Raw genomic sequence first — 22,304 nt, 5'->3', positions numbered from 1 at the left:
TCGCGGTGTGGGTGGGCCATTTCCCTCTTGCCTTCCAGGTGGGATTCCAAAGGGGTCACCCCTTTGGCCGCCGGAGGCCTCTTCTGTCTTCTCGTCTCGTCTCGCGTCGCTCACTCCCCCCGCCGGACCGGCATCAGGTCGTTTAATTCGTCGATGTAGTTTTTCTCCATCACATTGACCCGGTCGATGTGGGTGCGAAAGATCATGTCCATGCGCGGATCGAAGAAGCGGTGGGCGCTGTAGCTCGACACCGAGGCAAAGCCGCGTCGGGCTTTGTGCGCCCCGCCCATGCCGGGGTCGTAGCGGCGAAAGCCATTGGCGATGGCGTAGGCGATGGGAGCGTAGTAGCACAGTTCGAAGTGCAAAAAGGGCACATCCTCAAAGGCTCCCCAGTAGCGGCCAAAGAGGATGTCGTTTTTGTGGGCCAAAAGGGCCAGGGCGATGGGTTCGCGGCGGCCCGGCCGGTAGGCGGCGGCAAAGGCCAGACGGTGGCGAAAGGCCCCGGCCATGCCTTCGAAAAATTCCTCGGTGAGGTAGCGGCAGCCCCAGGGGCCGAATTTGGCGTTGGTCTTGTCGTAGAGGCGCTGCATGAGCGGGAAAAACGCGTCCGGGATGTCGCTGCCGGCCACGATTTCCACGGTGACGCCGGAATCGGCCAGGGCTTTGCGTTCGCCCCGGATGGTTTTGCGCCGGTTGGCGTTGAGCGTCGCCAGGAAAGCGTCAAAATCGGCAAACCCCCTGTTGCGCCACAGGTAGCCCTGGTGCCGCCAACTGGTGAAGCCGTAGTCTTCGGCAGCGGCGGCAAACTCCGGTTCGGTAAATAGGAGCGCCGCGCCCTGGACGCCGTTGCCCAGGCAAAACTGTTCCATGGCTTCAAAGAGCCGGCGCGACAGGCGGGTCTGGTTGGCCTCGGGATCAAGCAGAAAGCGCAGCCCGGTGGCCGGGGTAAAGGGCGTGGCCCCGACCAGCCGCGGATAATACGGCAGCCCCAGGCGCACGGCCGCTTCGGCCCAGAGCTGGTCAAAGACGAATTCGCCGTCGGAATGCCATTTGAGATACATGGGCAGCGCGCCGATGAGCCTGCCGCCGTGGGTGGCGATCAAATGGTTGGGATACCAGCCCCGGGCCGGGGCGGCGCTGCCGGAATCCTCCAGGAGTTTGAGCCACTCCCATTCGAAAAAGGGCGTGTCCAGGGACGCGGCCAGGGCGTTCCAGGACGGGCCGTCGATCTCGGACATGGAGCGGGCAAAGCGCAGGGTGAGCTGTTCGTTTGGCACTGTCATGGCCTAGCTTATAAGCCTTGCCGCAGCATCTGTCACCTCACTGGGGCGACAAAGGCGACGGGACGACCGGGCCGGCAGGGGCGGCCGGGCCGGCAGAGGCGGCTGGGCCAGTGGGGCCGACTGGGGCGACAGAGCCAGCCGGGGCGGCCGGATCGATTGGGGTGACAGGGCCGGCAGAGGCGGCCGGCGTTTCGGGGCGGCAGAAAATGGAGGTACGCCATACGCCATTTTCATAATCCCGGCGCGTCCAGCCGGCGGCGGCCGCCGCAGTAAAGATGGGGGCGTATTTTTCCCATTCGCTGTTGTCCAAAAGGAGAAACCCGCCCGGGCGCACCCGGCTTAAGGCATTGTAGGCGCATTCCACCCTGGCCCGGCCGTCGATGAGCACGAAATCAAAGCAGTCTTGGGGGTATTCCAGAATGGCGTCGGTGTAGGCGGCGTACTGCGGCTGGCCATGGACATGGCTCAAGCGTTGCCAGATGTCCGGCCGGGCCTCGGGCCGGCCCGGGGCGTCGCCGGCCGGCACAAACCGGCAGGAGACGTTGGCGAGGGCCTGGCTGGCCAGAAGCGCCGCCGTGCGCCGCCGCCATTTGGGCTGGTGCTCCACGCTGACGAGGGTGAGCACCCGCCGGGCCACAAAGGCGGTGCTGCGCCCGCCGCCCCACTCGAAGCCGGTCATGCGTTTGGTCAGATGGGACTCTAAAAAACGCACGGCCCCGGCGTTGAGCCAGGGATAGCAGGGATTTTGCGCCATGCGCCAAGCGGTTGGCAGATAGAGTACGGCCCGGACCGCCCGCCGCAGGCCGGCGAAAAAGCCGGTTGCGCCGGGTGTGTAGCGGATCAGCATGGGGGCAGGGGGGAGCCGGCTCAGTCCCTGGCGGCGGCCAGGGCGGCCGGCACGTCGGCATGCAGCGCAAAGACCTTGCCCAGATCGGCAATGCGCAGCACTTTGGCCACGCCGTCGGTGATGGAACACAGGCCCACGGTCCCGCCGGCTGGCAGCAGGCGGTTGCGTATGGTGATCAGGCTGCCGATGGCGCTGGAATCCATGAATTCCACGCCGGACAGGTCAAAGACCAGGACCGCTGGGGCTTTTTCGAGATGCGCCGCCAGAAGCCGTTGGAAGTCCGGGCAGACGGTATAATCAAACATCCTGGGCAGACCGGACACCAGGGTCAGCCGGTCGTGCTGCGTCACGTGCAAGTCCATTGCGCCTCCGTGTTGCCGCATAAGCAATGGGCGGTTCCTACCATGGCGGCCGGCCCCGGGCAAGCCGGCTCCGGGAGTTGGCCCTCCCCCCTTCCAGTGGGATGAAAATGCATGTATAGGCTGCAATGAAGGTAATCAAGACATCACAGTGAGGTGCGCTCCGCTCATGAACAAGGATACCGGCCCCCCAAGGAAGCCCATCGCTTCCAATGCCTGTTCCGAATCGGTCTGCGCCATGCTCGACCGTGTGGGCGTGCCCCGCGACTCGAAATGGCGGGGTCTTATCCTTTATATGCGCAGCATCAAGAGCTATGATTTTCTGGATACCGAGCAAAAAGAGCAATTCCAGGCGCTGGTCATGGAAGTGCTGCGGGCCGGGGACTTTACCGACGAAAAATTTCGCGAGGTCATAAAGGCCAACGAACGCATCCTGAGCACCCCCTGGAACCGGGCCCTGACCCGCACGCTGGCCGAAACCGCCGCCCTGGTCCAGGAGTTTCAAGACGCCATGTTCCGGCACAAAGGCGGCGTGCAGAACCTGGAAGACGTCACGGTCCAGGCCGTGGAATCCGGCGGCGATGTGGACCGCATGCTCGGCACCATCCGGCGGGGGTTCCAGGAAATGGTCACCCTGATCGAGGAAGACGCCGAAAAGATGGTGGCGTTGACGCTGACCGACTCCCTGACTTCCATTGCCAACCGGCGCGCCTTTGACGAACAGATGGGCCGCGTCGTGGCCCAGGCCGTGGCCAAGGGGCATCGGCTGTCACTTTTTATGTGCGATATCGACCATTTCAAGCGTTTTAACGACGAGCACGGCCATCGCATCGGCGATCAGGCCCTGGTGGTGGTCGGCTCCATCCTGCGCGGCTTTGCCGAGGAAATGAAGCAGCTTGAAGATCGCGATATCTTTCCGGCCCGCTACGGCGGTGAAGAATTCGCCGTGACCCTCGTCGATGTCGCCAAAAATGAGGCCACCGAACTGGCCGACATCATCCGCCGCAAAATCGAGCGGTATAATTTTGTCATCCGCGACCCGGACGGCCAGATCCTGGCCGCCGGCATCAAGATCAACGTCAGCATCGGCGTGGCCGAGTTGCTGGAAGATTGTCCCACTCCCGATATTGACCACCTGGTCGATGCCGCCGACAAGGCGCTGTACCTGGCCAAGTCGTCAGGCAGAAATCAGGTGTGCGCGTATGTGAAAGGGTAGCCCCGCGTGCGTGTCAGGGGTCGCGCCAGGCCCCCCGAAGCGTCCTTGTGAGGCGTTTCGGGGGGCTTTTGCGTTGGCCGGCCTTACAGCGCCTGTTGAAAAATGCGCTCCACCACCGCCGTATCGACCCGGATCGGGGCCAGGGGCAGCAGCGTCTTGGACAGGCAGGATTTCATGACCATGCGGGTGAGCGCCGGCACGTCTGCGCCGGTAAAATAGGCCGACATGCCGCTGGGTTGTCCGATGCAGGCAAACCATTGCCGCAGCCCTGCCACGGCGCGGTCGGCTTCGCCGGGCAGACCTTTAAGCTCCGGGGCGATGGGCCGCAGCACTTCGGCCAGGACTTCGGGGGCGGCCGGGTAGATTTCGGCCAGCACGGCCGGCAGGAGCAGGCCCAGGCCGTCGCCGTGGGCCACATCGGCGTTGAGTGTGCTCATGACGTGTTCCAGGGCGTGGGCGATGTGGAGCATGCCCAGATCGAACCCGATGCCGGCGATGGCCGAGGCGTACATGAGCCAGTAGCGGGCGGCGAGGTTGCCGGGCTGGCGCAGGGCGGTGGGGAGCCAGGCGGTAATGAGGCAGACGGCCTCTTTGGCCAGACAGATGGTATAGGGCGAGGCCGTGGCGGCGGTGGCAGCTTCCAGGGCGTGGCTCAAGGCGTCGATGGCCGTGGCCACGGCCTGTCTGGCCGGCAGGGTGACGGTCAGCGCCGGGTCTTCGATGACCCAGGTCGGGTAGAGGTGGGGCGAGTGGATGACGGGCTTGTCCGCGCCGTCGGTCTGGGCCACGGCGTAGGCGTTGCATTCCGAGCCGGTTCCGTGGGTCGTGTTGATGGCGATGATGGGCAGGGCAGCCGTTATCGGGGCGTGCTTTTCGTAGAAATCCACGGCTTTTTTGCCGGGGTGGGCCAGCAGCACGGCTGCGGTCTTGGCGGTATCGATGGCGCTGCCGCCGCCAATGGCCAGGACGGCTTTGGCCGCCATGGCCCGACCTGTCGTGGCAGCAGCATCGCAGTTGGCATAGGTCGGGTTGGAGCGCACGCCGTCGTAATGTTCCCAGGGCATATGGCGGTCCAGGGCCGGGCGTACGGTGTCCCAGGCCCCGCTGGCCTTGTAGGCGAGAGGGTCGGTGACCACCAGGACGGCGTCGCAGCCACCCTGGCGCAGCTTGTCCAGGATGTCGTCAATCCCGGCCAGGGCACCGACACCGAAAACAGTGTGCGGCCGGGTGGGTTGTAGGACAAAGGTCCGGTGTATATCGATTTTGCAATGCCAGCTGCCCATGGCGCACCTCGTTTCATTGGGTTGCTCGGGGTCCGTCTTGAGGTGGCGGTCCGGGGCAGAGGCCATCAATTCCCGTGCCAGACGGGAGAGTGCTGTTTTTTTGGGGGAATATCGGCTCGCCGTTGGACTACAGGTGGGCAAATCAACCCGCTGGCGATGGCGGTGCCGGTTTTAAGGGCCGTAAGCAGAGCAGGGCCGGGGATAGAAGCCTTTGGGTAAAAAAGTAACACACAATTGGGATCGGGGACTTATTGACCCAGGCCGGTGAACCAAGCCAGGCAAAAAAGAAAAGTCCCGGCTCCAGGCTGGCGGTCGGGACTTCCGGGCCGGGGCGGTCAGGCTACTTGGTGACCGTGGTCGAGCGGTTGACGTCGGCGCTGTTGCCTTGGGGACCGGTGTAGGTGGTGGTGTTGTTCCAGGTCTTGGTGGCCGGGTCCCACTGGCCCTGGGAGGTGCGGTTGACGGCATTGTTGTTTGGCCCGGTGGTGGTGGCGCTACGGGAATAGCCGCCCGGAGTCCGGGTGGTGGTGGCCTCATTGGTCACGCTGCGATTGCCGGGACCGGTGACGGTGCTTTGGCGTTTAAAGGCCTGGGCCTCGATGGCGGTGCTCAAAGCCAGTCCCAGGGCGATGGCGACGACGGCGGCGAGGCGGGCGCTTGTCTGGACGGCGTTCATGGAATGGTCTCCTTGGCGGGTTTGGCACGACGTTTTGGGGCCGGGCGCGGGTACTCGCCTTTTTTTCTTACCGTAGAAGCCAGGATTGTGCCATCGCAGCGGCGGCAAAAGAGACCTGTGATAGCGGCATGTTACCGTCAGGCATGCAAAAGGCCGCCCGGAGGCGGCCACAACAGACTGCAAAAAAGACGAAATGTCGGCAGAACGTCAGTGCATGCCTTCGGGCATTTTGGAGCCCATGGGCGGTTTTTTCATGATCCACATAAGCACAGCCAGCCCCAGGAACATGACGCCCTGGGCATAAAAAACATCGCAAAAGGCCATGGCGTTGGCCTGTTTGAGCATGAGCCGGTAGAGGGCGCCGCTGGCGGTCTGGGCCGCGTCGTGGATGCCGAGCAGTTTGGGGGCGAGATAGGCGGTCAGGCGCTCCTGGACCGACTGGAAGGTGAGGTCATAGGGGGTCAGGTTTTCCACCAGCCGGGACTGGTGGAACTGGGCGCGCCGGGCCAGCAGGGTGGTGACAAAGGCCACACCAAAGGAACCGCCGAGGTTTCGCAGCAGATTAAAAACCGCCGAGGCGTTGTTCATGGCTTCGCGGGAAATATACGCCATGGTCAGATAGGACAGCGGCACAAAGAACAGGGCAATGCCCACGGCCTGGATGTTGCGGGCGGCAATGGCCGTGCCGATGTCGATGTCGAGCGAAAACCCCGACATGTTAAAAAGCGAATAGGCGCTCACACAAAGTCCCGCGCACAGAATAAACCGGGCGTCGATTTTATTGGTCAGCTTGCCAACGATAGGCAGGACGGCCAGCATGATAAGGCCCCCCGGCCCAAGCACCACACCGGCAAGAAAGGCCGAGTAGCCCATGAGGTTTTGCAGATAGAGCGGCAACAGCACGATAGCCCCGAAAAAGGCGAAATAGCCGAAAAACATGACCACGTTGCCCATGGCGAAACTGCGGTCTTTAAACACGCGCAGATCGACCACCGGATGCTTGCACAGCAGTTCCCAGACGAGAAAGGCGGCCAGGGCAATGCCGGCGATGATGGACAGGATGAGGATGAAATCGGAATTAAACCAATCGTCCTGCTGGCCCTTGTCCAAAACGATTTGCAAAGAGCCAAGGCCAAGCGTGAGCAAGGCCAGCCCGATATAGTCCACCGACTCCCCGGCCTTGCGGCGCACCAGATAATCCGGATCTTTGATGTAGAGCCAGATCATGCCCACGGCCAGGATGCCCACGGGCACGTTGATGTTGAAAATCCAGCGCCAGGAATAGTTGTCGGTGATATAGCCGCCCAAAAGCGGCCCGAGGATGGGGCCGAGCACAGCACCCATGGCAAAAATGGCCATGGCCAGACCGCGTTCCTGGGGCGGGTAGGCTTCGAGCAAAATAGCCTGGGACATGGGTTGCAGCCCGCCGCCGCCAAGGCCCTGGATGATGCGGAAAAAGACCAGCATGCCAAGGCTGGTGGCCAGACCGCAGAGCATGCTGGCGATGGTGAAGATCACCACGGATAAGAGCAGGTAGTTGCGCCGGCCAAAGAGCTTGGACAGAAAACCGCTGATGGGGATGACGATGGCGTTGGACACGAGATAGGAGGTGAGCACCCAGGTCACCTCGTCCTGGCCGGCGGACAGGCTGCCCTGGATATGCCCCAGGGCCACGTTGGCAATGGAGGTGTCGAGAATCTCGATGAGCGTGGGGATCATCACCGCCAGGGTGATCAGCCATTTGTTGGGGGCGGGGGCGGCCATACGGTTACCGGGTGTGGATGGTGGGCACGACGCTCATGCCCAGGCGCAAGGGCGGCAGCGCGGCCTTGTCCACGTCAAACACGATCTTGACCGGGATGCGCTGGACGATTTTCACGTAGTTGCCCGAGGCGTTTTCCGTGGGAAAAAGGGAAAACACCGAGCCGGTGCCGGCCATGATGGATTCCACCACGCCGGTGAGCGGGTAGTCGGGGTAGGTGTCCACGTCGATGGAGACTTTCTGGCCCGGCCGCACGTCTTTGAGCTGGGTTTCCTTGAAATTGGCCGTGATCCACAGTTGTGTGGGCTCAAGGGGCACAATGGTCATAAGGGACTGGCCGGCGGCCACCAGCCGGCCGGATTCGATCTGCTTTTTGGTGACGTGCCCGGCCACGGGCGAGACAATGCGGGTGTAGGACAGATTGAGTTCGGCCTGTTTGACCTTTTGCCGGGCCAGTTCCGCCTTGGCTTTTTGGGCCGAGGCTTCCCGGGTCTGGATAACGGCCTGCTCCTCGCCGGTCTCGGCCAGCACGATGGCCGAGCGCAGCCGTTTGATATCGGCCAGGATGGATTCCAGACGGCGGCCGGCCCCTTCGGCCTTGGCCCGGGCGGCCCGCAGCTGGGCTTCGTGGGCGCGGCGCTTGTTGTCGATGGTATCAAGGTCGGACTGGGACACCGCATCCTTTTGGCGCAACTGGCTGATACGACCCCAGTCGAGCTTGTCCTGGTCGAGCTGTGCCTCGATCTGGGCGGCGTCCTGGACAGCGGCGTCGCGTTCCTTGGTGGCCTGCTCCAGGCTGCGCTGTTCGCTTTCGAGCTGGGCCTGGGCACCCGTCACCTTGGACGAGGTCTGGGAGCGTTGCAGGGGCACGCCCAGTTCCTGGGCCGCAAGCTGGCTCTCGGCCGCGGCCAGATCGGCCTTGGCCTGGGCCAGGGCCACTTCGTAATCGGTTGGGTCCAGTACGGCCAACACATCGCCAGCGGCCACGAGCTGGTTGTCTTCGACAGGAGCCTCGTTGACGTAGCCGGCCACCCGGGGGGTTATGGGATGGATGCGGCCGTCGATAAAGGCGTCGTCCGTGGAAACCTTGCCCCGGGAATAGAAGACATAGCCCAGGCTCAGGACGGCAACGACTGCGACGGCCAGGATCAGGACGGTTTTTTTGCGGCTGGCGGGTTGCCCTTCGGTTTTGTGCTTGGGGCGGAAAAACGGTTTCATACGGCGTCCTTGGGTTCGAGCATGGCGTCGAGGCGGTCTTCAATGCGGCCGAGAAGGCGGCGCAGGGCGTACCTGTCGTCCTCGGTCAGGTCGGCGTAGGCGGCCGCAGCAAAGGTTTGCACCAGGGGGACGAGCCGGCGCACCGTGGCTTCGCCCTCGGGGGTGAGGTACAGGCGCTGGCTGCGGCGGTCGCGGGGGTCGCGCTGACGGGTCAGCAATCCTTTTTCTTCCAGCCGGTCGAGGATGCGGGTGATGGTGGTCTTGTCTTTGACCGTGCGTTCGCCCAAACCCGCCTGGGTCAGCCCGGCTGTTTCGGCCAGACGGTTGAGCACCACCCACTGATCCGGGGTGACATCGTGGCCGGCGGCGACAAACACCCGGCGCAGGGCAATCTTGATCTTGGCCGCCGCATGGCCCACGGCATAGCCGACGGCCTGATCGAGAGCATAGGGCAGGGTTGGGTCCATGGCGTCCTGGAGCCGGTCGGCCGGCAAAAGTTGTCGTGCGGAATGTATTGATAGCAACTATCTGTGTCAAGGCGAGGCGGGCGGCTTGGCAGGGCTGGCGCATCCCGGGTTGGCCCTGCCAAGCCGCCCGCGCCCGCCGCGCCTGATTGACGCGTGGAGCCGAATATTTTAGCTTCCCGTACTTTATGATCCGACAATCAGAGCGCTCCCGCGCGCTCAAACCAAGAACCAGGCGAAACTTATGGAAACCCTCCGCACTCTCCCGGGCGACGATGTCCGGCAAATTATGTGGCGCTACGCTGATCGCTTCGATCTCCAAATGGCCGTCCAGTCGGCCCGTGGCGTGGCCCGGGGAGTCGTCGCCCGCATGGTCGCCGACGGCGTGCGCCACTCCCACGAATGGACCGAGCAGAAGGACTCGCTGCTTAAAGCTTTTGACGAAGCCGGCATAACGGCCGTCTTTTTGGACCCGCATCAGGGGGGCTTTATTGAAGGCCCCAAAAATATGGCCCTGTCCCTGGTGGCCTTTGAGCTGTCCTGGGTCGATGCCGGCGCAGCCACCTGCTCGCTTGCCAACAACCTGGCCCTGTCGCCCATCCACGAACGCGGCACCACCGAGCAGCGCGACCATTACATGACCCTGTGCGCCCCGTCCCCGGACCGCGCCCCCTGGCGCGGTGCCTTTGCCCTGACCGAGCCGATTCCCTATGTCGGCGTCGATACCGGCGTGTTGACCGGCAAGGTGCGCATCGATTCCTGGGAAGAAGGCCAGGAGCCCATCCTGCACGTCGAGAAGCGCGGCCGTTTCATCACCGGCATGGATTTCGCCAACTACGCCACCGCCGCCGTGGATACCGCTGATCCGCGCATCAAATCCTCCTGCATCATCATCCTGGAGGAAACCGACCCGGGCCTGTTCGACCGGGGCGCGCCGACCCTTAAAATGGTGCACCAGCTGTCTTCCACCCGCGATCCGGTCTTTAATCTCAAGGTGCCGGCCAGCCGCATCATCGGTGGCTACACGGTTAAAGACGGCTGCATCGTCCCCAACTATTCCCATTCCGAGGTCATTGCCGCCGTGTTCCACCGCACCCGCGTGCCGGTGGCCCTTATGACCACGGCCAAGCTGCTTTCCGCCATCGAGCCGGTCATCCGCTACCAGCGCACCCGCTTTCGCGGCGGCGACGCCTGCGGCGAAGGTTCGCCCAAGTATGACCTCGGCCTGCAACAAAAGCAGGATGCCGTCATCCGGCTGGCCGATGTCTGGGCCGCCGGTGAAGCCGGAGCCTCGCTCGGGTTTGCCACGGCGCGCCTTTTCGACCAGCTCGATCCCACGGAAAAAGCCAAGGACGCGGCCTTGGCCAAGGCCGGCGTGGTCGGCGTGCGCGGCCAGATGGTGGCCCTTAAAAAGGTCCAGCCCCAGGCCATCGAATACGTCAATCTGCTGTTTGTCCCTGAGGCCGAGCGCGACGCCGCCCGGTTTACCGCCCTTGACGCCGACCCGGTGGTCAAGTTCCAGGCTCTTGAAGCCGAAGCCGGCGTCCTGTGCCCGGCCTGCAAGCTCTGGAACACCGGCCACGGTGCCACCGTCATGCGCGAAGCCGTGGCCCTTATGGGCGGCTACGGCATCACCGAGGACTGCCCCGGGTTCCTGTTCCACAAGTGGAACGACACCCAGCTCGAAGCCACCTACGAAGGCCCGGAATGCGTCCAGCGCCGCCAGCTCGGCATCACCATGGCCAGTGAGATCTTTCAGGCCTATGTCGTGAACTACATCGCCGAGATGGACCGCGTGGCGGCCACCCATCTCGAGACCGGCGCCGGTTCGGTTGCCGCCGGCCTGCGGCTGTGGAAGCAGACCTTTGACTTCCTGTGTGCCAACAAGGACGCCGACGGCAAAAAGCTCTACCACAGCAACCGCCAGGCCGTGACGTTCCCCCTGGCCGACGCCCTGTGTCCGCTCCTGGCCAGCCGCCTGTTTATCCTCGACGTGCTGGAACTGGCAGCCAAGGGACCGGAAAACCCCATGGTGGCCGAGGGCCTGGAAGGCTATATGGCCTTTTTTAACGACATCGCCCGGATGCAGGCCGCCCGCGCCGCCGGCGAAGCCGCTCGCCTGTGCTCCGGCCTCGTGCACGGCTACGCCACGCCCGACGCCGACGTGGCCGCATTTGGCCCGCTGCGCCAGGCGCTGGATACGTCCCTGGCCGGCCTGGGGCTGGCCCGCGAACGCGCCGGTGCCGCACTCACCCAGGTGATGATCCCCGAAGCGCTCGATTATCCCATGTAAGTAGTATTGAAGACTGGGGCGCTGCCCCAGACCCCGCCGGGGGGGGATAATCCCCCCCGGACCCCCTTGGTTGGGGTTTGTCCGATGACTCGTGTAGTTAGGCTACGAAGACCCCTTTGAAAGTTTTTGTGGAAGGTGGGGGTCCGGGGGAGGGAACCCCTTTTTTCAAAAAGGGGTTCCCTCCCCCGGTTCCTCTCCCTCCTTGACCACCCCACCCACCGACCGACCCACGGAGGCGCATATGAATGAGCGGCAGAGCATGGAAACGGACATTGTCTGCGTCGGCTTCGGCCCGGCCATGGGCGGGTTTCTGACCACCCTGGCCAAGGGTATCGTCAACGAAGACGGCTCGGCGGTCATGGAAAGCACGGTCGTGCCCGGATTGCCGCCCCAGGTCATCTGCTACGAGCGGGCCGACGACATCGGCGTCGGCGTCTCCGGCGTGGTGTCCAAGGCGCGCGGCATCCGCGAGAGCCTGCCCGAGCTTGATCCGGCCTGTATCCCGCTGTGCACGCCCATCACCGAGGAAAAGGTCGTCTATCTTGTCGATCCCCACGGAGCCAGCCGCCGGTCGCTGCCGCTCAAAGCCGCTGACGCGGCGCTCAAACTCCTCGGCGGCAAGTTCCCGGGCTGCCGCTACAAGGACATGGCCGTTGAACTGCCGTATATTCCGCCCTTTCTGGAAAAACACGGCGGCCTGACCTTTTCCCTGGGCCAGTTCAACCAGTGGGTGGGCAACACCGTCATGGCCACCGGCGCGGCCCAGATCTGGCCGGCATCGCCCGTTGCCGCGCCCATAATCGAGCACCGCAAGGTGGTCGGCGTGCGGCTGGCCGACCAGGGCGTGGACAAGGCCGGCAAGCCTGACGCCGCCTACATGCCCGGCATGGACGTGCGGGCCAGATTGACCGTGGTCGGCGACGGACCGGTGGGACCGGTCGGCCGGGCCATCGACGAGGCGCGCGGCCTGCCCATGGGGCACCACCAGCGCGACTACGCCGTGGGCATGAAGTTCGTGGTCGATCTGCCCGGCAACTGCCCCTGGAAGGTCGGCACGGTCATCCACACCATCGGCTACCCCGAGCCTGAGATTTTCGGCTTCCTCTATGTGCTGCCCGGCCATGTGGCCTCCCTGGGCATCTTCGTGCCGAGCTGGTTTGATAATCCCGTGCGCACCGCCTACCGCTACCTCCAGCACTGGATGCAGCATCCCTATCTCTGGAAATACCTCAAAGGCGGCACCATCCGCTCGTTTGGGGCCAAGACGCTCCAGGAATCCGGCAAAAACGGCGAACCCTATCTCGTTGGCGACGGCTACGCCCGCATTGGCGAAGGGTCCGGCACCACCAACGTGCTGACCGGCTCGGGCGTTGACGAGGCCTGGACCTCGGGCGTGCAGCTCGGTCAGGCCGTGGTGGAACTGCTGGAAAAGGGCCTGCCCTTTACCTCGGAAAATCTCGAAAAAACCTACGTCGCCCGCCGCCGGGCCTCCTGGGTCGAGGCCGAGGCCAAAATCGCCGCCCGCTCCCGCGAGGCCTTTGCCTCCGGCTTTATCCCGGGCATCATCGGCATGGCCCTCACTGGCCTCACCAAAGGCGCACTGTGCTGGCCGGCCGATTCCGAACCCGTGCACAAACGCATCCCGTCCATCGAGGAATACTACCACGGCCGTATCTCCTGCGAGGAGATCACGCGCATCCGCCAGGAAGCCACGGCCAAGGGGCTGGCTCTGCACGACGCGCTCATGGACAAGGTCGGTTGGCCGGAAATTGAGTACGACGGCAAGCTGCTCATTTCCCACCAGGACGCACTGCTGCTCGGCGGCAAGGTGCAGGCCGCGCCGGGCTACGCCGATCACGTCACCTTCGAGTGCCCCGACACCTGCCGGGCCTGCGCCGAAAAGACCTGCATCGAAGCCTGCTCCGGTCAGGCCATCACCACCAACCCCGACGACGGCGTGCCGCTTTTCGACCGGGAAAAATGCGTGCATTGCGGTGCCTGCCTGTGGAACTGCTCCAAACCGTCCAAGGCCGATCCCGAACGCACCAACGTCCGCTTCGCCGCCGGTGCCGGCGGCCTGCATTCGGCCGAGAATTAAACCGGGGCGCTGCCCCGGACCCCGGCAGGGCTCTGCCCTGCACCCGCCGGGGGGGATAATCCCCCCCGGACCCCCTTGGGGGGGGTGCAGCAGGGACACGGACGAATGTCCCGATTGCACCCCCGAAAAGGGAAAATAAAGCCAAAGCCTTAAGACTATAAAGAGTTTTTGGGGAAGGTGGGGGTCCGGGGAGGAAACCCTTTTTTGCAAAAAAGGGTTTCCTCCCCCGGTTCCTCCTGCCGCCCAAAGGGAGTGCTTATGTTTCATATCGTCGTATGCGGCGGCATTGTGCCGGACCCGTTGCAGACGTTGGAGCCGGTCAAGGGACCGGCCGGCTGGGGCCTGAAAAACGAATTGATGCTGCCCTCCATTCTGGACCCGTGGGCGTCGCACGCCCTGTACGAGGCGGCGCATCTGGCCAAGGCCGTGCCGGGCAGCAAGGTCTGGCTGGTGTCCCTTGGTCCCAAGGCCAAGTTGCAGCAGGTGATGATGACCGTGGCCCAGAAGGCCCCATTTGAGCTGGTGGTGGCCGACGGTCCGGCCGGCGGCTTTGTGGATTCCTTTGAGGTGGCCGAGGCCCTTTTCGCCGCCATTTCCGGCATCGCCGGCCTGGACGCCTCCAAGCTGCTCCTTTTTGGCGGCTGGCAGTCGGCATCGCGCGGCTCGGGTTCCACCCTGCAGATTTTGGGCGAAAAGCTCGGCATAACAGACCAGTTCCAGGGCGTGGACAAGCTGACCGTCGGCGCTGACGGCAGCCTGGAAGTCATGGAACGCATCGAAGGCGGCGCGTACCAGATTTCCACCTGCACCGGCGCGCCGGCTGCTCTCGGCTGGGCCACGGGTGAACTGCCTGAGCCGCCGAACAATCCGCAAGTGGGCATGGCCAACATGCGCCTGGTCATGCCGGCCCTGCAAAAGGCCAAACCGGCCGCCGTCAACGCCGCTGCCATCGACTATCAGTCGGTGACCCTGCCGGCCCAGAAGCGCGAGACGCGCGTGGTCAAGGACACGCCCGTCGATGTCATCGCCCAGGAAATCATCGACTGGCTGGCCAGCTAGCGACGGAGGTTCACCCATGGAAACCATTCTTTTTTGCGCTCCCGTCGCTGCCGACGGCACCCTCGCCAAAGCGTCCCTTGAAGCCCTGAGCGCCGCCAAAACCCTGGCCGAAGGCCTGGGTGCGACCCTGGCTGTCGGCCTGTTCGGGGCCGACGTCGCCCCGGCCGCTGCTGCGGTTGCCGCCTGCGGCCCGGTGTTCGCCGTCACCGGCGAGGCCTTTGCCGTGGCCCGCTACGCCACCGACGCCGCCGCCCTGGAGGCGCTGGCCAAGGCTGCCTCGGCCACAATCATCATTGCCGCCGACGATTCCCGCGTCTCGCGGGCGCTGCCCGGCGTGGCCGCACGCCTGAATGGCCGCATCGACGCCCATGTGGTCGCCATTGCGGCCAAGGACGGTAAGCCCCTGGTCACGCGCGGCTATTACCGCCAGCGCATGACCGCCGAACTGACCCGGGCCGCCCGGCCTTGGTGCGTCACCGTCTCTGGCGGTTGCTACGCCGCCTACGACGGCGCGCCCGGTCAGGCGAGCCTCACCGACGTTTCCGTGCCCGTCACCGAGGCCATGACCCGCACGACCATAAAGGCTGTCGTCGCCCCTTCGGCCGACGAGCAGACCATCCGTCCCGACGCCAAAATGCTCTTTGTGGCCGGTGCCGGCTGGACCAAAAAACAGGGTGACGGCGCGGCCCATGTGCCCGAGGCCGGCCAGCTCATCCTGGGCTTTCTGGGCAAGGCCAAAGCGTCGCTGGGCAGCAGCAAATCCTTGGTGGATATGGGCGGCGAAGGCGAATCCGTGCTGCCGTTTCTCACCCACCTGCATCAGGTCGGCCAGACCGGCGCCACGCCGCGCCACCAAAAGGGACTGGCCACCTGCTGCCACGGCGAAGAACCCCATGTGGTCGGCTGGCGCTTTATAACGGAGCGCCGGGCCGTCAACCTCGACGCCGCCTGCGGCTGGGCGCAAGGCAAGGCCGATGTGCTCTACGTGGCCGACGCCTTCGAAGTCATGCGCAGGGTGAATGAACTGTTAGGATAGGATAAGATAAGATGCCTCCGGCGGCCGGGGGGGATAATCCCCCCCGGACCCCCTTGATTTAAGAAGTTTTTCAAGGGGTATGGGCGTTGGCTGGTAATCTGGGCCTCTATCTGCTTTACGTTCCTCGCTGATCCCTTTCCCGAATCCTCACTTTCTGGGGCGCGCTTTTTCTTGAGGCCTCGGCCTCAAGAAAAAGCGCGCCCCAGGTAGGGAGGGTCCGGGAGGGGGCTCCCCCCTCCCGGCCGCCGGAGGCACTCTTCATCTTCTTTCTTCCCTCAAACAATAATGACCTGTTTGCCGACCATGGTGCCGCTTTTTTGGCGCAGATGGGCGGCCTGGACGGTTGCGGCGGTCAGCCCCTGGCTGACGGCGCTGGCTGTGGTGCGTAGCGTTCCGGCTTCCACCATCCGGGCCAGACTGTCGAGAATAAGGCCTTGGCGCGGCATGTCGCCGGTGGTGAAAAGCGACCGGGTGAACATGAATTCCCAGCAGATTCGGGCGGATTTCTGCTTGAAAAGGGTGATATCCAGCGGCCCGGTCGGGTCGTCAATTAAGCAGACTGCGCCCTGGGGGGCGAGCACTTTGGCCATGGCTGCCCAGTGTTCTTCCATGTGGGTGGTGCAGTAGATGGCCTCGACGGCAGCGACCCCGGCCCGGGCCAGTTCTTCGGCCACGTCCCCCCGGCCGATGACTGTGGTTGCGCCCAGTTCCCGGCACCAGGCTGCTGATTCGGGCCGCCCGGCCGTGGCCGAGACTGCCAGTCCGGCCCAGGCCCCAAGCTGCACCGCCATGGAACCGACCCCGCCGGCACCGCCGATGACGAGCAGGCGTTTGCCGGCATTGGCTCCGGGGGCCGGTGTGAAGCCCAGGCGGTCAAAGAGGCCTTCCCAGGCGGTCAGGCCCGTCAGCGGCAGGGCGGCGGCCTGCCCCGGGTCCAGATTGGCCGGGGCCAGGGCGGCCAGACGTTCGTCCACGAGTTGGTATTCGGCGTTGCTGCCCGGCCGGATCGGGGTTCCGGCGTAATAGACGGTCTGGCCGACTTCGAAGCAGCGGGCTTTGGGGCCGATACCGGTCACCACGCCGCAGGCGTCAAAACCCAGGATACGTTCCTCGCCCGGGGCCAGCCGGCCAAAGACCTTGGTGTCCACGGGATTGACCCCGGCGGCGGCGATGCGCACCAGGATGTCGCGCTCTTCGGGCCGGGGCATGGGGCGCTCGGCGTCAACGAAGGCTTGGGGCGAGGCGGGATCGTGCCCGCCGACGGCGATGACGGCTTTCATGGGCGTGGCTCCTTGGGTGCAGTCGTACCGTTTACGCGGCAAGGCGTCCCCAGGCTCAGGCCAAAAGGACGGCGGCCTCGGCCATGATGGCGGCGATGCCCAGTCCACGGGGACAGGCGGCTTGGGCGGCAGCGAAATCAACGCTGCCGTCGGTCCGGCGAAGGGCCTCGGGCAGGCTGGCGTAGAGTTCCCGGGCCAGTTCGCGTTCGCCGTAGTCGCGGTAATACATCATGGCCCGCATGACATCGGCCACGGGGAGTCTCCCGCCCGCAGCCGCAGCGCAGACCGTGGCGCAGCCGGCGCAGTAGTCGGAACACGTGTCGGCGGCGTAGCGGGTGAGCGCCTCGACATCTTCGCGGGCCAGGGCGGTCGTGTCGCGGGCGGCGGCCACATTGGCTGAAAGGATGGTGAGATTGGGCATCTGCGAACAGACAGAAGCGATGGCCGGATTGTCCCACACGGCCTTGAGCTTGGCCTGCTTGTCGGTAAAGCCCTTGGCCAGAAAGCGTCCGGCCATGTCCAGTTCGGCCTGGCTGTCGGATTTGACCGGCCCGCCGCCCTGGGTCTTCATGGCCACCACGCCGATGCCGGCCTTGGTGCAGGCGTTCAGCGCCTTGACCATGGCCGGCTCGTGCATGAGCCGGAAATTGTACGAAATCATGACGGCGTCGATGAAATCGAGTTTGGCCGCGCCCTCCAGGCAGGCTTCCATGTTGGAGTGGGTGCTAAAGCCGAAGAATTTGATCTTGCCGGCCTTTTTCTGCTTGGCTGCCCAGTCCCGCCAATGCCCGCCCATCTCGTCGATGCCGGAGATGGCGTGGACGTAGAACAGATCGACGTAATTGGTTTTGAGGCGGGTAAGCGCCTCGTCCAGGCGCTCGTCGAAGCGGCCGGCCTTGGTCGTCAGCTTGGTGGTCAGGATCACCTGGGCGCGGGTTTCGGGATTGCGGGCGAAAAAGCGGCCGAAACCGTCCTCGGACTGGCCGTTGCCGTAGGCCTCGGCCGTGTCCCAGAAATTCACACCCCAGGCCAGGGCCTGTTTGAGCAGGAGCTGGCTGTTGATGGTGTCGAACATGCCGCCGAGGTTTAAGATGGAGACCTCAAGGCCGGTCTTGCCCAGTTTGCGTTTGGGCATGGTTTGCGGTTTGTCCGGGGCCGGGGGTTGCCCTGCCGGGGCCTGGGCCAGGGCAGTGGTCGCGCCAAGGCCGGCCCCGGCAGCGGCCAGACCGCCGAGGGTCAGGGTTTTAAGGGCCGTGCGGCGGGTCAGGCCGGGAAGCTTTTCCTGCGCCATGATCGTCCTCCTTGTCGGGCGGCCTCGGCCAGCATGCGGCCGGGACCGGAACGGGATTCGTTTTCGCTGGTGACGCGGATGGCACGCAGACCCGACACCGGGCATTCGTGCTCGCACATGCCGCAGCCGATGCACTGCGCCGGGTCCACATGGGGCTGTTCCAGGCGCACGACGATTTCGACCTCCCGGCCCGGGGCGGCCTCGGCCAGGGGGGCGGCCAGAGTCAGTTGCGCTGCGGCCCGGCCCAGGATGCGCTGGGGCGTGGCCTGGGGGAGGCCGGCTGGACGCAGGAAAAAGTCGCCGGCCGCCAGATTGCGGCCAACAGCCGGCAGGGCGGCCAGGGTCACGACCGTGCCCCGGCTGTCGGCTACAGCGAGGCGCGGCAGGCGCAGGGGCTCAAAGACCTCGCGCACGGTGATGGCCTTGGGGCTGACCGGGCAGACCTCCTGGCAGACCAGACACGGCCGGCCCATGGCCCAGGGCAGGCAGCGGGAGCGGTCCACAAAGGCCGTGCCCAGGCGCAGGGGACCGGCGGCGGCGAAATCCCCCAGGCCGCGCTTTTCCTCGATGGACAGGGGCCGGATGGCGGCGGTGGGGCAGACCTGGCCGCAGGCGATGCAGTTTGGCAGGCAGCCGGCCCGGCCCAGGCGGTAATCCAGGGCCGGGGTCCACAGTCCGGCCGCTCCGGCCACGGTGACCGCCGGCTGGATGACATTGGCCGGACAGACGCGCATGCACTGGCCGCAGCGGATGCACCGGGCCAGGAACCGGGCTTCGTCCAGGGACCCGGGCGGGCGGATGAGCCCCGGGTTGCGCCCGATCCCGGCCACGCCGCCAACCGACCACAACGGCGCGGCGAGCAGGCCGGCCGTGCCCGAGGCCAGGACGAGCACCGCCCCGCGCCGGGAGAAATCCGGCAGGGGTTGTTCCCCGGCGGCAGACGGGCGGCCGGCAAAGCCGATGCGGCCGGTGGGGCAGCGGTCCAGGCAGTTCAAACACAGCACGCATTCGCTGACGATCAGCTGCCCCGACGGTCGGCAACCGCCCTCGCAATATTCTTCGCATAGCCGGCACGTGCCGCAATTGCCGGTGTCTGCCTTGCCGATACGCCAGGGGGAAAAGCGGGTGAGCAGCCCGAAAAAAGCCCCCAGCGGGCAGAGGTAGCGGCAAAAAAAGCGTGGCCGCAGGGCATTGAGCGCCAGGATCGCGACCAGCAGCAGACCGACTACCCAGGCTCCGTCGTAGTGGCGGGCTTCGGCCTGTCCCAGCCCCTGGCGCGGGTCAAGAAGCGGCAGGACCGCCAGACTGGCCGAGCGGGTGAGCAGGGCCAGGGGATCAAGCAGGCCGGTCTGGACATTGCCGAGCACTGCCGCTGCCAGCAGGAAAGCGAGCAGGGCGTATTTGAGGCCCTGGGCCGGGCTGGGGTGGTTGTCCTCGGCCCGGCCGGCCCGGCCGAGGGTTTTGCGCGTCAAATAGCCGCTTAATTGGTTGAGCGTTCCCAGGGGACAGGCGAAGCCGCAGAAAAACCGGCCCAGAAAAAGGCTGGCGATGACCACGGGTACGGCCCACAGGAGCGGGGCAAAAAGGCTCCCCGTGGCCAGACCGGTGGCCAGGGCGGTCAGCGGAGCCAGGGAGAGCAGCCAGTTGACCGGCCAGCCCCGCAGCTCGAACGCCCCGTCGCCAAGCGTGGTCACCAGGCACAGCCAGCAAAAGACGAGGAGGAAAAAACCTTGGCTCAGGCGTCGGGCGGTGACGATACCCATGGCCTAGCCCGCCGCCGGTTCGACGTTAAGGGTGACGGGATTGAGACTGGTCGCATCGATGCTGCCGACCCCGGCCGCCTGGGCCAGGGCCAGATAGGGCAGATCGGCCGGGGTGAGATTGAGAAGTCCGATGCCCTGGGCGTCGGCGGCCACGGGATCGGTGGACAGGATCATGGTCCCCGTCGCCTTTAAATCCGACAGGGAGCCGCCGGTGGGACCGTTGGTCATCATGGACACAACGCCGTCCAGGACGCACAGGCTGGGGCGCACCAGGCGGCCCAGTTCGGCGATGATGCCGTTTATGTCCTGGTGGAAGATGTTTCGCCGCCCGCCAAGGAGGCCGTAGAGATTTTTGAGTGTTAAGGAGGCCACGGCCCGCTGGTGGTTTTTGACCTGGGAAAGGATGATGCATTTGGTCACGCCGGCAAAGGCCCCGGCCAGCACCGGCCAATCGGTGAGCAGGGCGGCCTTGGGCAGGCTGACGGGGCTAAAAAGGGCTTGCCTGGGCATGAGGATGGCCGCACCGGACTGCCGGGCCGCCCCGGCCAGCCCGGACACCGCAAAGCAACTGTCCGGGTTGTGGATGGGATTGTCGGTGACCAGCACTTTGGCGGCTCCGGCCAGTTTGCAGGCCTCGGCCACGGCGGCCAGCAGTTCGGGATTGGTGGTGGCCGCCAGCAGCGGCGGCGCGGCAATGACGGCATTGACCTTAATAAGCACCACGTCGCCCCGGCGGATAAAGGCCTCCATGCCGCCCAGGGCGTTTATCCCCTGATTGAACATGGCCCGGCGGTCCGTGCCGTGGACCGTGGCCAGCCGGGGCGTGGTCGGCGTTTTCGGGGCCACGGAAAAATCGCCCAGGCCGGTCAGCACCCGCCCGCCCGGGACAGCTTGGGGACCGTGCGGGTCGCGCAGGGCCAGCCCCAGCCCGCCGGCGGTGGCGGCCAGGGCCGAGGCCACGGCCAACCGGCGCAAAAACTGTCGCCGGCTGGGGCTGTCCGGCGCGCCGATGTCCCGGGGCGCGGGCGCTCCGGGCGGGATACGGGGGGGGACGGGCGTCACGGTGTCTCCTGCGCCAAGGCTTTGGCCAGCCCGGCGTCCAGTTCCCGGGCCAATTCCAGGGCGGCTTGCCGGCTGGTCGCGTCGTGGACCCCGGCCAGCATCCGGCCGCGCGTCCACAGGATTTCATACGAGCCGTCGGCAACCAGCAGCACGGCCCCGGCCGGCAGCGGCGGGCCGTTTGGCGGCAGGGGGGCGGCGGCGTAGCCGTTTTGGGTCAAAAAATCGGCAAAGGCCCGGGCCTCGGCCGTAGCCGTGGCCGGGGCGTCGCGCCAGGCGAGCAGGGCCGTGGCCGAGCCGTCGGCCAGGACGTATTCGGCGGTATAGACATTGGAAAACCCGGCCATGCCCATGGCATCGGCAGCGGCCAGCCGCAGGCTGTCGGCGGTGAGCCCGGCGGTGGGGAAGAGCGTTTTTTCGTCCACCACTGTCGGGACAGCCGGCGCGGCAACGGCGGTCGGGCCAGGGGCCGGGGGGGCTGCTGGGCCTGCCGCCGGCATCGGGGCCGGGGTCTGGGTTGGGCTCGCAGCAACAGCGGCCGCCCCGTCAGGCAGGGCGGCATAGAGGCTTGCGGCCAGCCGTTCCAGATCGGCCATGGTTGCGGCGTCGGCCCGGTCGGCCACCAGTTCCACATAGTGGTTGGCCCGGGTGAAATAGAGGGCGTTTTCGGTGGCGTAGGCGTCTGGGGCCAGGGGCAGGGGACGCGAACCGGGGCGGCGTTGGGCGCTTAAGACGGCAAAGGCATCCTTGGGCGCGGCCTGGGCGTACACGGAGGCGTCCACATGGGCACCGTTTGGCAGGATAAAGGCCCGGCAGGACATTTCCTTAAAATTGGCAGCCAGGTACAGCTCGGCCTTGCCGTCGATGCGGTCGGACAGGGTGGCCGGATCGTAGCTTTCCACTGGCGAGGCCGGGGTGACATCCGGCAGGGCTTCCAGGGGCGCAGCCGTGGCCAGGGCGCGTCCCTGGACCCCCTGGGTGGGGCCGGCGGCGGCCATGGAGCCAGTCAGTTGCGGCGGCGACAAAGCCACCAGCACAGCCGGATTGAACCGGGACTGGGTGAGCCCCAGCCAGCAGGCGACGGCGGCCAGACAGGCCAGGACCGTCAGGGCGGCCCGGCGTTGCCCACTTCCCGGGACACCGCGTGCTTTGACCATGAGGCCTCCGGTCAAAAACGGTTACTTCTCACTGCACCGTAGTCGGTGTGCCAGCTGATGGCAAGAATTGGAGCGGGGAATTGGAGCGGGGGACGCCCTGGTGTGGGCCTGCTTTACGCCCGGTGCCGGCCCGGTGTAAGCTGATCGGATAACGGCCGGC

At 65.5% G+C, this 22,304-nt stretch carries 18 protein-coding genes; 5 read left to right on the top strand and 13 right to left on the bottom strand.

Going from position 1 to position 22,304, the window contains the following annotated elements:
* Window positions 1-110 precede the first annotated feature (110 nt).
* Genes GTA51_RS11945 through GTA51_RS11935 form a run of 3 tightly spaced genes read right to left on the bottom strand, consistent with a single transcriptional unit; the run spans window position 111 to window position 2,492 of the window.
* The gene (locus GTA51_RS11945; RefSeq protein WP_160961366.1) at window positions 111-1,283 is read right to left on the bottom strand and encodes a GNAT family N-acetyltransferase; all 1,173 of its coding nucleotides are present in this window, start codon (window positions 1,281-1,283) and stop codon (window positions 111-113) included.
* A gap of 37 nt (window positions 1,284-1,320) precedes the next feature.
* A complete protein-coding gene (locus GTA51_RS11940; protein ID WP_246198113.1) occupies window positions 1,321-2,130 on the bottom strand; it encodes an O-methyltransferase in 810 nt (269 codons plus the stop codon).
* Window positions 2,131-2,150: 20 nt separating this feature from the next.
* Window positions 2,151-2,492: an STAS domain-containing protein gene (locus GTA51_RS11935; RefSeq protein ID WP_160961364.1), complete on the bottom strand. Its 342-nt coding sequence runs from the start codon at window positions 2,490-2,492 to the stop codon at window positions 2,151-2,153.
* 166 nt (window positions 2,493-2,658) lie between these two features.
* Between GTA51_RS11935 and GTA51_RS11930 the strand changes: the two genes are divergently transcribed.
* Window positions 2,659-3,705 carry a diguanylate cyclase gene (locus tag GTA51_RS11930; RefSeq protein ID WP_160961363.1) on the top strand — a complete coding sequence of 349 codons (1,047 nt, stop codon included), beginning with the start codon at window positions 2,659-2,661 and terminating at the stop codon, window positions 3,703-3,705.
* An 83-nt stretch (window positions 3,706-3,788) separates the two neighbouring features.
* Here the strand turns inward: GTA51_RS11930 and GTA51_RS11925 are convergent, their stop codons facing one another.
* The 5 genes from GTA51_RS11925 to GTA51_RS11905 all read right to left on the bottom strand — a co-directional run bounded on the left by GTA51_RS11925 (window position 3,789) and on the right by GTA51_RS11905 (window position 9,111).
* Window positions 3,789-4,988 carry an iron-containing alcohol dehydrogenase gene (locus tag GTA51_RS11925; RefSeq protein ID WP_160961361.1) on the bottom strand — a complete coding sequence of 400 codons (1,200 nt, stop codon included), beginning with the start codon at window positions 4,986-4,988 and terminating at the stop codon, window positions 3,789-3,791.
* A 340-nt stretch (window positions 4,989-5,328) separates the two neighbouring features.
* The gene (locus tag GTA51_RS11920) at window positions 5,329-5,664 is read right to left on the bottom strand and encodes a hypothetical protein (RefSeq protein ID WP_160961360.1); all 336 of its coding nucleotides are present in this window, start codon (window positions 5,662-5,664) and stop codon (window positions 5,329-5,331) included.
* A 207-nt stretch (window positions 5,665-5,871) separates the two neighbouring features.
* The gene (locus GTA51_RS11915) at window positions 5,872-7,428 is read right to left on the bottom strand and encodes a DHA2 family efflux MFS transporter permease subunit (RefSeq protein WP_160961358.1); all 1,557 of its coding nucleotides are present in this window, start codon (window positions 7,426-7,428) and stop codon (window positions 5,872-5,874) included.
* A 4-nt stretch (window positions 7,429-7,432) separates the two neighbouring features.
* The gene (locus GTA51_RS11910; RefSeq protein ID WP_160961357.1) at window positions 7,433-8,644 is read right to left on the bottom strand and encodes an HlyD family secretion protein; all 1,212 of its coding nucleotides are present in this window, start codon (window positions 8,642-8,644) and stop codon (window positions 7,433-7,435) included.
* The gene (locus GTA51_RS11905; protein WP_160961355.1) at window positions 8,641-9,111 is read right to left on the bottom strand and encodes a MarR family winged helix-turn-helix transcriptional regulator; all 471 of its coding nucleotides are present in this window, start codon (window positions 9,109-9,111) and stop codon (window positions 8,641-8,643) included. The genes GTA51_RS11910 and GTA51_RS11905 overlap by 4 nt, the downstream gene beginning before the upstream one ends.
* 241 nt (window positions 9,112-9,352) lie before the next feature.
* On the opposite strand from GTA51_RS11905, the gene GTA51_RS11900 reads away from it, so the two are divergent.
* The 4 genes from GTA51_RS11900 (at window position 9,353) to GTA51_RS11885 (ending at window position 15,594) form a co-directional block, all read left to right on the top strand.
* Complete coding sequence (locus tag GTA51_RS11900; RefSeq protein ID WP_160961354.1) at window positions 9,353-11,401, top strand: acyl-CoA dehydrogenase family protein; 2,049 nt, start codon at window positions 9,353-9,355, stop codon at window positions 11,399-11,401.
* 241 nt (window positions 11,402-11,642) lie between these two features.
* Complete coding sequence (locus GTA51_RS11895) at window positions 11,643-13,499, top strand: 4Fe-4S ferredoxin (RefSeq protein ID WP_160961352.1); 1,857 nt, start codon at window positions 11,643-11,645, stop codon at window positions 13,497-13,499.
* Between the two features lie 258 nt (window positions 13,500-13,757).
* The gene (locus GTA51_RS11890; RefSeq protein ID WP_160961350.1) at window positions 13,758-14,558 is read left to right on the top strand and encodes an electron transfer flavoprotein subunit beta/FixA family protein; all 801 of its coding nucleotides are present in this window, start codon (window positions 13,758-13,760) and stop codon (window positions 14,556-14,558) included.
* Between the two features lie 16 nt (window positions 14,559-14,574).
* Window positions 14,575-15,594, top strand: coding sequence for an electron transfer flavoprotein subunit alpha (locus GTA51_RS11885; RefSeq protein WP_160961349.1), 1,020 nt, complete (start codon window positions 14,575-14,577; stop codon window positions 15,592-15,594).
* A 275-nt stretch (window positions 15,595-15,869) separates the two neighbouring features.
* Here the strand turns inward: GTA51_RS11885 and GTA51_RS11880 are convergent, their stop codons facing one another.
* The 5 genes from GTA51_RS11880 to GTA51_RS11860 are packed head-to-tail and all read right to left on the bottom strand — an operon-like array spanning window position 15,870 to window position 22,144.
* Window positions 15,870-16,874 (bottom strand): zinc-binding alcohol dehydrogenase family protein, encoded by a 1,005-nt coding sequence (locus GTA51_RS11880; RefSeq protein WP_160961347.1) that lies wholly within the window; start codon window positions 16,872-16,874, stop codon window positions 15,870-15,872.
* Window positions 16,875-16,929: 55 nt separating this feature from the next.
* Window positions 16,930-18,165, bottom strand: a complete 1,236-nt coding sequence (locus GTA51_RS11875) for an aldo/keto reductase (RefSeq protein ID WP_160961346.1) — start codon at window positions 18,163-18,165, stop codon at window positions 16,930-16,932.
* A complete protein-coding gene (locus GTA51_RS11870; protein ID WP_160961344.1) occupies window positions 18,138-19,928 on the bottom strand; it encodes a 4Fe-4S binding protein in 1,791 nt (596 codons plus the stop codon). Before GTA51_RS11870 ends, GTA51_RS11875 begins: the two co-directional genes overlap by 28 nt.
* Window positions 19,929-19,931: 3 nt before the next feature.
* A complete protein-coding gene (locus GTA51_RS11865; RefSeq protein ID WP_343039509.1) occupies window positions 19,932-20,990 on the bottom strand; it encodes a DUF362 domain-containing protein in 1,059 nt (352 codons plus the stop codon).
* Window positions 20,987-22,144, bottom strand: coding sequence for a DUF6599 family protein (locus GTA51_RS11860; RefSeq protein ID WP_160961343.1), 1,158 nt, complete (start codon window positions 22,142-22,144; stop codon window positions 20,987-20,989). The genes GTA51_RS11865 and GTA51_RS11860 overlap by 4 nt, the downstream gene beginning before the upstream one ends.
* Between the last annotated feature and the right edge of the window lie 160 nt (window positions 22,145-22,304).

Origin of the sequence: Solidesulfovibrio aerotolerans (assembly GCF_009856865.1) — a bacterium.
Lineage (GTDB): Bacteria > Desulfobacterota > Desulfovibrionia > Desulfovibrionales > Desulfovibrionaceae > Solidesulfovibrio > Solidesulfovibrio aerotolerans.
Note: the sequence above shows the minus strand (reverse complement) of the source record. Positions and strands in the feature narration are given on the sequence as shown.